The sequence below is a fragment of the Nostoc sp. CALU 546 genome, from assembly GCF_048836525.1.
Genome location: NZ_JAWJTF010000045.1, coordinates 16,207 through 30,001, shown reverse-complemented (window position 1 = coordinate 30,001; position 13,795 = coordinate 16,207). Strand labels below are relative to the sequence as shown.

The window sequence follows — 13,795 nt, the reverse complement described above, 5'->3', positions numbered from 1 at the left end:
GAGAGTTTTCTGAGTGCAGCTTAATCTTTCTTTATTATGAGGCGAGATTAGTTACAAAAGGAATGTGATTAAACAATCGTGCATTTACTGACAATGATTTCCAGCCCATCCTGTACTTGCTCAAGTTCTTGGCGCTTTTGGTAAATCCACATCTTTTCAGCCTCACGTTGTTCCAAAGTTTCGTTGTGAGCCTTTTCCTGCTGTTCGAGGAGATTTTCGTAAAGTGCGATCGCTTGTGCGATGACTCGACTAGCTGATTCAACTCGGTTTTCAAAGACTGAGTTAACTATTTCATTTAATTTATCGAATATTTTATCCATTGACTCATCGAATTTTTCAAATCCTAGTTCAAAAACTTTCCCTTTTATTTGGTCTTTAAGTCCATCAAAGTCTAGCATTCCAAAACCAAACGAACCTGCAATTGCAGCAGCTACACTTGCAACAATTACGGCAATAAAACCAAGTCCTGTAAATACTATTAATCCAGCTGCTAAAGCACCACCTATTCCAACACCACTGCCAAATCCTCCCATACCTGTAAAGTCATCATTTATACCATCAATAGAAATTTGAAGTTGCTTGCTAAAATTGGTTTGTATGTTTTGGTCTAGGCTGTTAAATTCGCCTTGAATTGCATCTAATTCATAAGCAATACTAGTATCTAAATACTTAATATTTTCTTTTAAAATGACTTCCTTAAGTTTTTCATTTCCCCATTGGTCTATTTCTGTTGACAAATCTCTAATAAATTGATTTGTATAATCTCTAATGAGCTTATCTTGGCTAAAAACAGGGCTGTGTTCAGAATTCCAATATTGGCTCTTTTGAGCCATGCGATCGCCCAATCCTTCACGCCACTCATCCCAAGATTCAGCAGTTTGATCAAATACTTTGTCTATCAAGTGATCTGCCAATAGACGGATTCTGACATCGCGTCCACTAGCTTCTCCTATTTTTTCTAAAATTTTCTGCTTTTCTGCTTCAGAAATTTGAATTTTTCCATCTAAAGTACCATTCGATTTATATAGCCCATCTAAACCTTTTTCGATAACTCTATTTATTTGATTAATAGAGTGTTTAATTTTGACTGTTCCCCTATCAAACGTCAAAAAGTTTTCAATAGACTGGGTAAAATTTTGGAACGCGTTGAAATACTCATCTTCATCTCCCCGTAAAATTGCATCCAGGGCAGCTTGAGCAGAAATAAAATGAACACGGTTTTCACCTGCAACTATAGGATTTTGACCTTGTACAAATCTTTCGATCCTCTGTCGAACTTGCTCACGTCCCTTTTCGCTACGGACTAAATCTATAAAATTTCCTACTACAAAAAGATTGTTAGCAGGTTCATTTTCTTCACCATGATTTAGTTGATTTCTCACATCCTGGAGTAAGTCGCGTTCTACCTGAGTTAGAGAACGGGAGGCATTAGTTAGGAATATAACTGCATCCGTATCCTTCAGCAGTTTTTGAGTAATGGCGGTGCGGTCAGGATGTTCGTTTAATCCTGGAGAATCTACGATTTCTACCCCACTACTGCATAACTCTAAATCAGGATGCTCAAAAACAATTTCATCAATTTCATCATGTGCTAGTTCATCACTGAGACATCCAAGTGCTGCATCTTCTGAAATTGTTGCTTTTATTTGATATTGCTCAAAAGGAATTTCTTCTTCCCGTCCATCTTTATAACGACAGACTACCCGCTTTTGGGTTCCATATTTTAAAACTGTTACCATACCACTACAAGGAATCTCTCTCACAGGTTGAATTTCTTCACCTAGTAAGGCATTAAGTAAAGTTGATTTTCCTTGACTAAACTCCCCTAGTACTGATATCCGAAAGCGCTGGTATTGTACTTTTTGTGAGACTTGCCCTAACTCCTCTATCAAAGTGTGAGGCAAGAAGCCACGATTGGTACAGTCTTGGATTATCTGAAATAGCTGATAACAACAATTGTCTACTTTTCTGCGATATTCTTGGAACTTTTTCAATTCTCCGTAAGATACATTTTTGTACGGTTTAGTTATTTTGTGTTTTGGTTTAGCAGGTAGAGTGGATAACATATCACTAGCAGCCTTAACAAATATAGTATCCAGTTCTTGAAAACGAGCAGGATTGAGTAAAAAATGCACTTCATTTAAAGCAAGAGGTTCGGCATTTTCTTGATGAGTAAAGCCAGCTTCTAAAATTGCTAAATGTTGTGGTTTAATACCTAAATGCTTGGCAAGTATCTCCAAATATTTTTTCTCGTGGGGGTCAATTTCTCCATCTGCTGCTGACATTTCATAGCCAAATCCAATTAACAAAAGCTTTTCTGACTCTGAAAGTGGAGCCGCCAATGCTAGTAAGCTATTAACTTGCTTATAAACTTGATTATCTTTGACACCCTTAATCATTAAATGTGTCAACTTACGCACATCACTTTCTGGAAGACTAAATCGATAAAGGGTTGTTAGTAAACGTTGCTTTTCTGACTCTGCTACTGTGCCATCTACAAATATTACTCCTAGCAGCACCGTGACTAAATTTGCCAGAAATATTACGGGCGGCGTGAGATTTTTTTGAGCCAGTTTTTGTCCAGTAATCTGCGACAATAGCTCAACAGTTTGAGAGGTAACTAGTGAAGTATCCATAAACTATGTAAGGCAATAAGTTTTCAGGCTTAGTATGCCCAGATTTAGACAAAATTTATTAATATACCGAATAAATACGGTTATATTTACTTTTTTATACCAGTTAGGCTCAAGAAAATTAGCTTTTAGCAACCTAAAAATATGCTTTTCCAATTTGCGCCTGCAATTCAAGCTGGTATTGAAAGTAGTAAATATCTACAAGTCTTGAGCAATGGAGTGCCTTTAAGCATGGCTAGAGATACAGTTACCGGACAGTTTGTTGGTCATGCTATTGGTGCTACTGTCAACAACAGCCCTTTATCACCACTGGTAGCTGCTTCAAATTTTGTTACTAGTGGGGCGCAGATGTATCAAACTCAGCAAGGCTTTACAGCAGTACTGAATGGATTGCAAACTATACAGACTAGCTTGGGTGTGCTGCAAGCAACTACAGCCTTGATAGGTGTGGGAACAATAGCAGGTGTAGCACTGACAGCAGTAAACCTACACCAAACAATGAAATTAAGAAAAGAAGTAGAACAAATGAGGCTGGAAGTTAAAAACGGCTTTATTGACTTGAAACAAGCCTTAAAAGACCAAGGAGTAGAAATTAGACAAATAATCGAACAAGTAGCCCAAGACATCAAATTTGAACAACACCGCACAGCTTTAGTGAGAGCGTATGGAGTGTTTATCCAGGCGATAAACCGCTTCCGTTCAGCGATGCAATTGCAAGATTTCAGCCGAAGAAACGCTGAGATTGATGGCGTTAGGGGAATGTTGTTTACGGCTTTAGCAGATTACAGCAATCCCCATTTACTGGAAGAAACCTGTGCAGCTGGTCAATTACGCAGACTTGAATGCGCTTGGGCAATTGAACAGGCGATTGTTGCAACTTATCAAGTGCAGAATGAGATTTCAGCAGTGAGCGATCGCCTTATCCTACTCCAAGATAAAATCTGTGAAGATGCTCTCACTGTGATTAATCGCTGCGAATCACATGATGAGCTTGATTTTCTCTTTCCCGAAATTATCCGCATTAAAAATCATGATTTAGCGGTATTGGATTCGTGGCAAAATCATGTTGATTGGATGCGATCGCTTCCTTCATCAGATTTAAAACTTTTAAGTAGCGCTGATTTTAATAGTACAGATACTCACTACTCCACAATCAATTTAGTAGAACCGCCAGAACAATTAGTATATGAAAATTTAACCGAAAAATCCCATTTCTATTCACTTCGTGACCAGTTGTTATTTTTATTCGAGCCTGAACTACGTCGAGAGTACGAATTTTATATTAGTGAACAAGCTGGAATTACTGGTTATAAAACTTTAGTTACATCTAATTTGCAACAGGCATCAGACTTAACTGTTGGTAATCTTTATTACTACTTTAAAATCAGAGATAAATCGAAAGATGAGACAGAGTTAGTTTCAGCTAAGTAAAACAGCAACGGCAATTCTTGAAATAACTATTTTAAAGTCCGCCTACGCGGACTTTGTTTGTATATACAGCAGATTTAAACTTCTCTACGAGAGGGTACGCCAACGTAAGGTACAAAATACTACTGTTCTATTATCATAGACTCATAGAAAAACTCACGCGCTTACAGTAAAATTGTATACTAAGTGTCTAAACACATTCATTAGTTTGTCAGTTTCTAACCTAGTTCCAAACTTGTCACAGCAAAGACGCGATTAATAGGTAAATTAGGAATTTCTTTAGTGTACATCCGAGCCGTTTCAAAGACTGTCTGCAATTGGCAACGTTGAACTAGGTTAATAGCTTGTACATTTGCATCTGGCACGTCAAAAAACACTGGGGCATGAGGATTTTCTGCAAGCAAGGCTTGAAATAATACTTCAGCAATCTGTTCATCATTAGCAAACAGTGGCCCAATCCGAAAACCTGTATGGGCAGGCCGGATAACTCCGTAACCAACAAGATATCCATTTTTGATAAATCCGAAAGCAGTACTTTCCGGCTGTTCAATCCAATGCCGCAGAAATTGTGGACGCTTAGAAGGAAAAATTTGGCAATCATAAGCCACCAAATCTTCAAAAGGCACAGTTTTCAGTTCGATGATACCAGCAGGCATAACACCGCCACCCACCCCTTGATAACGAATATTCTTATAAGCGATTTGGAAACCAGACTTTTTGTAGTTATCTTGTTGAGCTACTACACCATCTAAGCCGATGTTACGGTCAGCACCTAGATAATCCATTGCAGTCTTCCAAATTTTCATACCCAACCCCTGCCCACGAAACTGGGGTTTCACAATGTAAAAACCGAGAAAGCCGAAGTTTTGATCGTAAGCAACAGCAGAAATACACCCCACTGGCTCACCATTCAACTCGCCCAAGAAAAAACCATTGTTGTCAGTTTGATAAAAAGATTCAGCATCATACTTTCCTGGATTCCAACCTTCGCTTGCTGCCCAAGTAATCGCCAAATCAATTTCCGACCTGTTCATTTTGCGGACGATGAAGTTGTCACGGATCATAATATCTTCATACTGTCAGGCTATTAACTATTTAACTTCGCTTTCGCAAACCCAGCGATAACTCTTAATATTTTTATACTCATCTCTCGTAAAATTACATTCATTCGCATATAAAATCACTCAAATACTACTGTTCTATTCCCATATACTAATACACGGTTTTGTAAGTGCGATCGCACCGCTCTTGCTAATACAACTCTCTCCAAATCTTTGCCTTTTCTCACCAAATCATCAACCTCATCACGGTGACTGACTCGCACCACATCCTGTTCAATAATTGGGCCTGCATCTAAATCGGCAGTGGCATAATGAGCCGTTGCGCCAATAATTTTTACCCCACGTTCAAAAGCTCGGTGATAAGGATTTGCTCCGATAAATGCTGGTAAAAATGAATGATGTATATTAATAATTTGTGGAAATTGACTAATAAACTCTGCACTAACAATCTGCATATATTTCGCCAATACAACTAAATCTATTTTGTACTGGCGTAGTAATTCTAGTTGTTGGGCTTCTTGTTCTGATTTATTGTCTTTAGTAATAGGAATGTGTTTAAAGTCAATATTAAATTGCTCTGCAACTATCTTGAGATTACTATGGTTACTAATAATTAAAGGAATTTCACCAATAAATTCTTTGGCACGTTGTCGCCAAATTAAGTCAAATAGACAATGGTCTTGCCGACTTACCCAGATAGCTATGCGTGGTACTGTATCAGAAAAACGTATTTCCCATTTAGCACCTAAAGGTTGGGCGATCGCATTAAAAGCAGGGGCAATAAATTCTTGCGGTAAATTGAACCCATCTAACTGCCATTCAATGCGCGTGAGGAATAACCCAGCGGCAAAGTCTGTATGCTGATCTGCATGGATAATATTACCACCGTTAGAGTAGATGAAATTGGCAAATTTCGCCACCAATCCCCGTTGATCGGGGCAGGAAATTAGCAGTGTTGCTGTCGGATTTGTCATAGTAACTTAGAAAAACTAGTGAGATTTGAAGTCAACTTGACGTTAAAAAGACGGCTATAAACCTCCAATTCTATTCGCCTTGGCTCTAAGTTGACTGGGCGTTACCGAAACATACCACAGAAAGCGTAATTGCTCATTTACCATTGGTCGGAGTTGGTAAAGGGGTGCTGAGTCCAGGTAGTTTCTGACTATTATCTACAGGTTGCTTCCACTCTGATAATTCCCGATTCACGGCATTTGCAAAATCTGTAGATACCAATAGTACATTTATATTTCCATCGGGTTTTGTAGCTGGGTCAGTATGAGCATATAAGAAACGACCGTTAAAGTTAGATTTTCCTAAAATTAATTGATGGCTTTGTCGGTTTTTCAGGGTGATATTGATAGTTGCTTGGGGTTGATCTAAGGCAAATTGTCCAAGCTCTTTTGCTGGAGTTGATAAAGTGCGATCGCTATTACCTTTGACCAGCAAATCCATTAAATAAGAAACAATAGCGTCATTTGCTGGGCCAGATATCGGAGATTTGATTAACCACTTGGGGTTACTAGATTCAGGGCTACGTTCCAGATTTAAGGTGAGTTTTTTTGTCTTGACCGTTAAGGACTGGACATCATCTTCTGCAAAAGAGAAAATTTTCTGCTTTTGCTCCTTTGCTTCTTCTCGTACAGTTGCGCCCCGAATTTCATAGAAGTAAACAAAACCACCTAAACCCAAGGCTAACACTATCAAAATTAAAGTCGTTCGTGGCAATTTCATTTTTTGGTCATTTGTCATTTGTCATTTGTCATTGGTCATTGGTCATTTGTCATTTGTCATTTGTCATTTGTCATTGGTCATTGGTCATTTGTCATTTGTCATTGGTCATTTGTCATTTGTCATTTGTCATTGGTCATTTGTCATTTGTCATTTGTCATTGGTCATTTGTCATTTGTGAGGAGTTAATATTTATACATCAATACGGTTCAGAATGAGCAACAAAACCCTCATGTAGAGACGCGATTTATCGCGTCTTCAAAGACCAATTACCTCCTAACTCACTTTTTACCGTCGTTTCCACCAGAGAAGAACTGCGATCGCAAACCCAATTAAGGGTAAAACCAATAAAGACGACACTATTAAAAGATTGCCTTGGGTAGTAGTCAGGGTTATTCGACGGTTTTTCGGTTCTTTGGGGCGAATGGAAAGGGGTTGCTGATCCTGTTGACTCAGCCAAGTAACTGAGTTGAGGAATACATCTCCATTTAGTTGCTGTTGAAACAAGCCATCGGTAGCGAAGTTAGAATTTCCTAAAACTACTAACCTTGACTCGGTAGCTGTTTGAGATGAGGGTGTGGGTGATGGGGAGATGTGTGGAGGGGGGGGGGAGGGGGAGTGGGGGAGGGGGGGGGGGTGGGGGGAGTTTGAGCTTGGGTGGTTGGTGATGGTAGGGGTGAAGGTGTTGGTGAAGTTTGGGGAGTGGTAGCAGATTTAGCTGCTTGTTTTCTTGTTAAGGCAACACCCAAGGTAAGAGGCCCTGGAAGGTCTTTATCTGCATTAAACTCCAATTTTTCGCTTTGGAGGTCGCTTTCTGCCCAACTGCTGGGGTAGGGTTTGGTTCGTAGTAGTGGAGTAGCCTCAACACCAGGTACAGAGGTAATTTCTAGTGGTCGTGCAACTGGATAAAAAGAATTACCGTTACCGAAATCTTTGGTAATTGGATGTTGTCCGTATTCTGTAATTAAGGGCGTTGCAGGGCCAAGTCCTATCACGCTTTCACCTGAAACATCGACTGCTAAACGATTATCTAAACGAACACCCCACTCTTGTAGCAAGCTGTTAAGTTTGGGATCGGTATTAGGGTCAATCATCAACAGTAAGTTACCGCCACGATTCAGATATTCTTGTAAAGCTTTGACTTCGCCCTCAAACAGCCCTCGCTTGGGGCCAGCTACTATGACGACAGCGGCATCTTGAGGAACTTTGGAGGTTTCTGCTAGATTCAGCGGAGATGTTGTAAAGTTTTTGTCGCCTAATCCCTGAACTGCTTGTGATATTGCATCTTTACCAGCCGAAAGTTGGCGTTCGCCATGACCTTGGAGTAAGTAAACTTTGGCTGTGGTTGAACTTGTTAGTTGTTGCAGGCGACTAGTTAATCTGATTTCTGACAGACGCTCATTTTGATTGACTGTTTGCACTAATTGCCGTTTATCGCCAGATTCTAAATAAACTTCCCCGTAATCTTTGACGCCAAACTTTTCTGCTAGTCCTGGTCTTGTTTGGGGGTCAATATACTCATATTTAAATTTTGAGCTTTGTCGTTGATAATTTTCTAGCAATTCTTGGTCTTGGGGATTCTGGTTAATATCAAACACCCACACCTTAACCGGCTCTGGTAATGCACTTACTAATTCCCGTGACTGGGGCGCAAGGGTAAATAATTGAGCTTCCGTTAAGTCTGCCCGCCAGTGATAGCGAGTTCCCAAAAAGTTAATCAATCCCAATATTGCCAATACTGCTAAAGTTGCCACTAGGGCATTAGTCCCAGCTTGGGTAGAACGACGCTTCCACCAGTTAGTCTGATAGCTTTGCCATATTATCCCCAACCCACTAATCACAATTCCCGTAATTAAAAATATTAATGGAATTAGTCCCCACTGTTCAGAGACTAATCCAACTGTTAAGCCGACAGTAATTAGGAATGGGCCTAACCAAAATAAATATTTCCACAGTTTATTTTTTGCAACTATTTTCATATTATTTGTCATTTGTCATTTGTCATTGGTCGTTGGTCATTGGTCATTGCTTGTTGGTCATTGGTCATTTCTCTAAAAATGGTGACAAGTAAAAATATATGGATGAGAATTGAGTGACTAAAAATAAGTAAAGTAAGCAAGATAACTGAATAAATGGCAACAAAGCGTTTCCAATAATTACAGGTTTATCAATTATCAGAACAATTAGCTGATGACATTTGGAAAATTGTTGAAGGATGGAATTTTTTTGCAAAAGATACGATTGGTAAACAGATTGTACGTTCGGCAGATAGTATCGGTGCGAATATAGCAGAAGGTGTAGGAAGAGGTAGTTTTCAAGAAAATAGACGTTTCATAAAAATAGCAAGAGGCTCTCTCAATGAAACTCAACATTGGTTAAGACGAGCTTACACTCGTAACCTTTTAACTACCGAACAGATAAATGCAATCAAAACAATCATTAACGAACTAGCACCAAAATTAAACTCCTACCTAAACTCAATTGGCAATGTACCAGATAACAAATGACAAATGACAAATGACCAATGACCAATGACCAATGACAAATGACTATTGCCTTTGAAAGCGCAGTGCATCAATTGATTGAGCGGTGAGAAAGATGCCCAAAAAAATATAACTGCCGAATAAAATGAAGGTGCTGGTATCAAAAATGCCTTGGATTAATGTGTTGTAATGTTTCAGCAAAGATAGATAACCTAAAGCTTCGCCGATGGGGCCAGGGACAATTTTGCCGATTAAATCAATCAATAACAATAATAAAATTACTGCAAAGGTAAGAACGGCAGACAGAATTGTGCTGTCTGTTAATGAGGAAATAAACATTCCTACAGATAAAATTGCTGCTGCTAGCAAGATTAATCCAAAATGGCCCAGTAAGGGAATTGAAGGCGCCATTGGTGGATTTGAGGCACTAATAGCGATCGCTTCAAACACTAGCATGGGTAAAACCATCGTGGTAAAAAATGTTAGCACGCCTAATAATTTACCTACCGCCACCGCCCAATTGGTGATTGGTGAGGTGGCTAATAGTTCTAAAGTGCCCCGCTTCCGTTCTTCGGCATAGAGTCCCATTGAGAGTATTGGCAGGATAAACAACAATAGCCATCCCATGCGATCCAAAAATGCTCGGACAAATTCGTAAGGGACATCTATCGGCGGTACTGGTACTCCCATCTGTTGCCCTTGTGCATCTATTGCCGCAACTCCTAACAAAATGCCATCTGGCCCTAGCAAAATCATCACGAAGAATAACCCCGCGAGAAACCAAAATATACCTGCGATCGCATAAGCTAATGGCGATACAAAATAACTCTGCAACTCCCGGCGATAAATGGCAATGATATTACTCAGTACTACACCCATTTACGCTGCCTCTCCTTCTTTATCTGCTGCTAAGTCTACCTCAGTCTCGAAATTCTTTTCTTCTGTGGTCAGTTGCAAGAATACGTCTTCTAAGGTAGCGTTTACTCGCCGCAGTTCATGTAAACCAAATCCTGCACGCACTAATGTTGTGACAATATCCTTTCCTGGTTCTTTTCCCGGTTGCGATATTACCCGCAGGTAAGCGCGATTTGCCTGGGGTTGATGACCGGCTGTCGGAATTGATTCTATCAGACTCACACCCGCGACTTTTTGCAATACCTGTTTCGCTAGAGCAGCTTCTCCTTCTATTTCCAATTCATACCCTGAACCACCTGTCAACTGGGTCATTAGGTTTTCTGGTGTATTAGTTGCTACGACTTTGCCGCGATTGATGATGGCGACACGGCTACAAGTCATACTCACTTCTGGCAGAATGTGGGTGGAAAGAATAATTGTGTGAGTCCCAGCAAGGCTTTTAATTAAATTCCGCACCTCAATTATTTGTCGAGGATCGAGTCCAACGGTGGGTTCATCGAGAATGATTGCTGGTGGATCGTGGACGATCGCTTGAGCAATTCCGACTCTTTGGCGGTATCCTTTTGAGAGTTTGCGGATAATTACCTTTCGCTTATCTTCTAGGTTGCAGCGTTCGATGGCGGCTGTTACTTTGTTGGGGCGATCGCCTGCTGAAACTCCTTTAATTCGGGCGACAAAATGCAAAAATCCCTCCACCGTCATATCTGGATACAACGGTGGTGTTTCCGGTAAATAACCAATGCGTTGGCGTACAGCCAGGGAATTTTCATGGACATCATAACCAGCAATCCGGGCATTTCCATTGGTTGCCGGTAAATAACCAGCCAGAATCCGCATGGTTGTGGTTTTTCCAGCGCCATTGGGGCCTAACAAGCCTAAAATCTCCCCAGGCTCGACGCTAAAAGTGACATCAGTAATCGCTGGGGTAGAGCCGTATATTTTACTCAGATGTTCAACTTCAATCATCCGTATAGTGGCGATCGCAATTTATAGAATACCCAACAATCTTAGATCACGATATTGGGTATGGGGGACTGGCACTAAGATTAGCCGACAACGGGTAAAGTTCCTGAAAATCTAACTACCGAGCAAGCTTCTTTACAAGGGTTGGGGAAAAATTAAAGCCTTTCTCCTTGTAAGGCTTTGTTAAAGTGAAACCGTCACACTCACCGACATCCCGCCCAGAACTGAAGTTCAGGGCTGATAGCTGAAGTCTACTTAAGTGGACTGAATTGATCATTTAGTCCACTTGAGTGGACTTTAGCTATGAGACTCAGAATTCATAGAGAATTGTGATTGCGATGTCGGGTGAGGTTGTGTACACGCCGGATGGGGAGGCGGTGGAATTGCAGGAGATGATGCGGCGGTTTGGGGTGCAGAAGTAAATACTGCTCACTATGTCAACTACCTACATATATAACTACACATATAAATTCGTTATCAAGCAACTAATACATTATTAAATGGTTAAATGACAGCTATTAACCGCTTAATTGTCCTTGCATTCTCCTAAAAATCGTGAAATATTAGAACTATGAAGTGCGCTATCAACAAACTTCAAGCAGCCTCCACCAAAGCATTTGTCACGTTGGACACTTGAAGCCAGCCACTATATGTGCTGCTGCAATGATATTCTGCCCAAGTCTAATGTCTTGAGGCGAACGTTATTGTGCGCCCGTTGTCTTTTACGTTGACAAAACCTGCATCTATATCCCCATACATAAAAAATCTTTGTGATGATTATCGCATCATTTTTTATGCAAAACAAAGCTTGATCATTTGTTATTTTTGTCTCACGATAGGAGGAAGATATGTTTCTAACAAGACGATTATTCTTAGGTGCTTTGACATTATCTTTAATTAGTTTGACTAGTTATCCATACAAAGGTTTAGCCTATTCTCAACTATCTACAGAGCCTTCACAAAAATTGCCCACTGGAAGCCTAAGTCTACTAGATTCTCTTCTAAACCCTTATAGATGCCCTGCCAAATTAAGAGTTATTAACGCTGCGGTTCCTACTGCATCACCAGTTGATGTGATTGTCAACGGTCAAAAAGTTTTGGAGAATGTAGATTTTCGTCAAGCTAGTAAATATGTAAATGTAACACCAGGAAATATTAATGTACGTTTTGTGCAATCTGGTACTTCCAGTACAATTGCTTCTAGAACCTTTACAGGAGCGCCTAATAGTGCTTATACAGTAGCGATCACAGGAACACTACAAGGTCCCTCAGGTCAACCATTATTTAATCAATCACCCTTTGTGATTCCAGAGGATTTAACACAGCCTAATCCAGGTAAATTTAAAGGACGTTGGTATCGCTTTTCGGAAACTAGCGCTGTTATAGATTTCCGTATTAGCAAATCCTCTAGCCCAAATGTGGATGAAACTCGTATCACAGACCTAACACCCAAAACTGCTATTCCTTACCCAGAACTTACGGCTGGTACATATAACTTCAATCCAGTTCTACCTGACCAATTTGACCCATTGATCAATAATGCCTTCAACCCACCAATCACAGTAGAAGTTGCGAATCAACAAGTCCCGCCCGGAGTCATTTTTGATGTAATTGCTACAGGTAATGGCTTAGGCCAAGCACCTAACTCACTGCTACTCACAACTGCCTCAACACAAACAGCGCCTCCTAATGCCAATGGGTGTTATCAGATTGTGCAGTAAGCAATATCAACTTAGTGAGGCATTTTTAGCCATAGGAATCAATCTTATTAGGACTTACGCACTGTACAACTTAATCATGGTATGCATATACGAAAATGGGTCGTTTCAGCCTTTTATTAATCGTTCTTCGATGGTCATCTGTAGGGGTTTAGCAATGCTAAACCCCTACGACAGACGTGCTTTTTCAAAGAACCCATATTTGGTATTTTCTGTCAATGCGTAAGTCCTACTTATTTAATTTTTGAAAAAACTGTATAACTATTGAAGCGGAAGCGGCTGATTCAATCAGACCCGCTTTAGTAGTTATTAATGTGACTGCCAAGCAACTGACCACATCGCCGTTGCAGTTACTCTAATTACTGCTTGTTTGGGGTTGAGTGCTAACAAAATATCAGCAGATACTGGAATCACAAAATTAGCTGATATTCTTCAAATCAATCTTAGAGGTAAATCTTCCAGAGTTAGATGAACTATTTTTATATTTTACAGAATCTAAAGCAACTAGTGATCTTATAGTTGATATTTTAGAGGATTTTTGAAAGTCACAACGTTGGCGATAAGTTAGTCACTCAAACTTATGCTAATGGGGTGCGTTTAACTAAAGAAGCTATGCAAGAAATTGAAAATAAAATTTCACGTTTGACTAATTTGGGTCAAGAGAATTTACCAAACGTAGGCAAGTGGTTTGTTGATATTTGTTACGGAGCAACGTAATTGTTAGAAGTTAAATAACAGTTTTTCGTGCAATAGCCATTCTCCTCACTGCGCTCTTTTATTGTTGAGTGCAGACATTTATCTTGCATATATTTTGTTAGGAGAGAGCAGTTGCTGTCGGCAACTGCTCTCTCCCTTTCAGAATGATT

At 40.0% G+C, this 13,795-nt stretch carries 8 protein-coding genes and 3 pseudogenes; 4 read left to right on the top strand and 7 right to left on the bottom strand.

Translation table 11 applies throughout. The features are described from left to right. Window positions 1-68: 68 nt before the first annotated feature. Window positions 69-2,636 carry a dynamin family protein gene (locus tag RRG12_RS21460; RefSeq protein WP_420758808.1) on the bottom strand — a complete coding sequence of 856 codons (2,568 nt, stop codon included), beginning with the start codon at window positions 2,634-2,636 and terminating at the stop codon, window positions 69-71. A gap of 141 nt (window positions 2,637-2,777) precedes the next feature. On the opposite strand from RRG12_RS21460, the gene RRG12_RS21455 reads away from it, so the two are divergent. Next, complete coding sequence (locus RRG12_RS21455) at window positions 2,778-4,064, top strand: hypothetical protein (RefSeq protein WP_420758809.1); 1,287 nt, start codon at window positions 2,778-2,780, stop codon at window positions 4,062-4,064. A 215-nt stretch (window positions 4,065-4,279) separates the two neighbouring features. Here RRG12_RS21455 and RRG12_RS21450 read toward each other — a convergent pair whose 3' ends face one another. The 4 genes and pseudogenes from RRG12_RS21450 to RRG12_RS21435 all read right to left on the bottom strand — a co-directional run bounded on the left by RRG12_RS21450 (window position 4,280) and on the right by RRG12_RS21435 (window position 8,829). Then, window positions 4,280-5,125, bottom strand: a complete 846-nt coding sequence (locus tag RRG12_RS21450; RefSeq protein ID WP_420758810.1) for a GNAT family N-acetyltransferase — start codon at window positions 5,123-5,125, stop codon at window positions 4,280-4,282. 116 nt (window positions 5,126-5,241) lie between these two features. Beyond that, on the bottom strand, window positions 5,242-6,096 hold the full coding sequence (gene purU, locus RRG12_RS21445) for a formyltetrahydrofolate deformylase (protein ID WP_420758811.1): 855 nt from the start codon (window positions 6,094-6,096) through the stop codon (window positions 5,242-5,244). 133 nt (window positions 6,097-6,229) lie between these two features. Further along, window positions 6,230-6,853, bottom strand: coding sequence for a DUF4340 domain-containing protein (locus RRG12_RS21440; RefSeq protein WP_420758832.1), 624 nt, complete (start codon window positions 6,851-6,853; stop codon window positions 6,230-6,232). A 285-nt stretch (window positions 6,854-7,138) separates the two neighbouring features. Beyond that, a pseudogene (locus RRG12_RS21435) lies at window positions 7,139-8,829 on the bottom strand (GldG family protein). Between the two features lie 153 nt (window positions 8,830-8,982). On the opposite strand from RRG12_RS21435, the pseudogene RRG12_RS21430 reads away from it, so the two are divergent. Further along, window positions 8,983-9,357: pseudogene (locus tag RRG12_RS21430) on the top strand (four helix bundle protein). A 42-nt stretch (window positions 9,358-9,399) separates the two neighbouring features. Here the strand turns inward: RRG12_RS21430 and RRG12_RS21425 are convergent. Both RRG12_RS21425 and RRG12_RS21420 read right to left on the bottom strand, forming a co-directional pair. Further along, window positions 9,400-10,212, bottom strand: coding sequence for an ABC transporter permease (locus tag RRG12_RS21425; RefSeq protein WP_420758812.1), 813 nt, complete (start codon window positions 10,210-10,212; stop codon window positions 9,400-9,402). Next, window positions 10,213-11,214, bottom strand: coding sequence for an ABC transporter ATP-binding protein (locus tag RRG12_RS21420; RefSeq protein WP_420758813.1), 1,002 nt, complete (start codon window positions 11,212-11,214; stop codon window positions 10,213-10,215). A gap of 845 nt (window positions 11,215-12,059) precedes the next feature. On the opposite strand from RRG12_RS21420, the gene RRG12_RS21415 reads away from it, so the two are divergent. Together RRG12_RS21415 and RRG12_RS21410 are read left to right on the top strand one after the other, a co-directional pair. Continuing rightward, window positions 12,060-12,932, top strand: coding sequence for a DUF4397 domain-containing protein (locus tag RRG12_RS21415; protein WP_069071585.1), 873 nt, complete (start codon window positions 12,060-12,062; stop codon window positions 12,930-12,932). A gap of 452 nt (window positions 12,933-13,384) precedes the next feature. Then, window positions 13,385-13,646: pseudogene (locus RRG12_RS21410) on the top strand (hypothetical protein); the annotation flags it as partial. Window positions 13,647-13,795: the final 149 nt, after the last annotated feature.